This window comes from Cupriavidus consociatus (assembly GCF_017814975.1).
GTDB classification, from domain to species: domain Bacteria; phylum Pseudomonadota; class Gammaproteobacteria; order Burkholderiales; family Burkholderiaceae; genus Cupriavidus; species Cupriavidus consociatus.
This window is the reverse complement of record NZ_JAGIQA010000152.1, coordinates 1-727: the sequence shown is the minus strand read 5'-3', so window position 1 is coordinate 727 and position 727 is coordinate 1. Positions and strand designations below refer to the sequence as shown.

Below are 727 nucleotides of genomic sequence, written 5' to 3'. Positions count from 1 at the left end.
GCCACCCGTACAGATTTCAGGAGATTTCAAGAATGGCAGCTAAAGACGTAGTGTTCGGCGACGCCGCACGTGCCAAGATGGTCGAAGGCGTGAACATCCTCGCCAACGCCGTTAAAGTGACCCTGGGCCCGAAGGGCCGCAATGTGGTGCTGGAGCGCAGCTTCGGCGGCCCGACCGTGACCAAGGACGGCGTGTCCGTGGCCAAGGAAATCGAGCTGAAGGACAAGCTGCAGAACATGGGCGCCCAGATGGTCAAGGAAGTGGCTTCCAAGACCAGCGACAACGCCGGTGACGGTACCACCACCGCTACCGTGCTGGCCCAGTCGATCGTGCGCGAAGGCATGAAGTTCGTGGCCGCCGGCATGAACCCGATGGACCTGAAGCGTGGCATCGACAAGGCTGTCGCCGCCGCCGTGGAAGAGCTGAAGAAGGTCAGCAAGCCCACCACCACCAGCAAGGAAATCGCCCAGGTTGGCGCGATCTCGGCCAACAGCGACACCTCGATCGGTGAGCGCATCGCCGAAGCCATGGACAAGGTCGGCAAGGAAGGCGTGATCACCGTCGAAGACGGCAAGTCGCTGGCCGACGAGCTGGAAGTCGTGGAAGGCATGCAGTTCGACCGCGGCTACCTGTCGCCGTACTTCATCAACAACCCGGAAAAGCAGGTTGTCCAGCTGGACAGCCCGTTCGTGCTGCTGTTCGACAAGAAGGTTTCGAACATCCGCGA

The 727-nt window shown here is 61.2% G+C and carries 1 protein-coding gene; it reads left to right on the top strand.

Annotated elements, in window-relative coordinates:
• Positions 1-32: 32 nt before the first annotated feature.
• Positions 33-727, top strand: a 695-nt coding sequence (groEL, locus tag J8I82_RS37855) for a chaperonin GroEL (RefSeq protein WP_209765757.1), incomplete at its 3' end; no start/stop codon positions are given.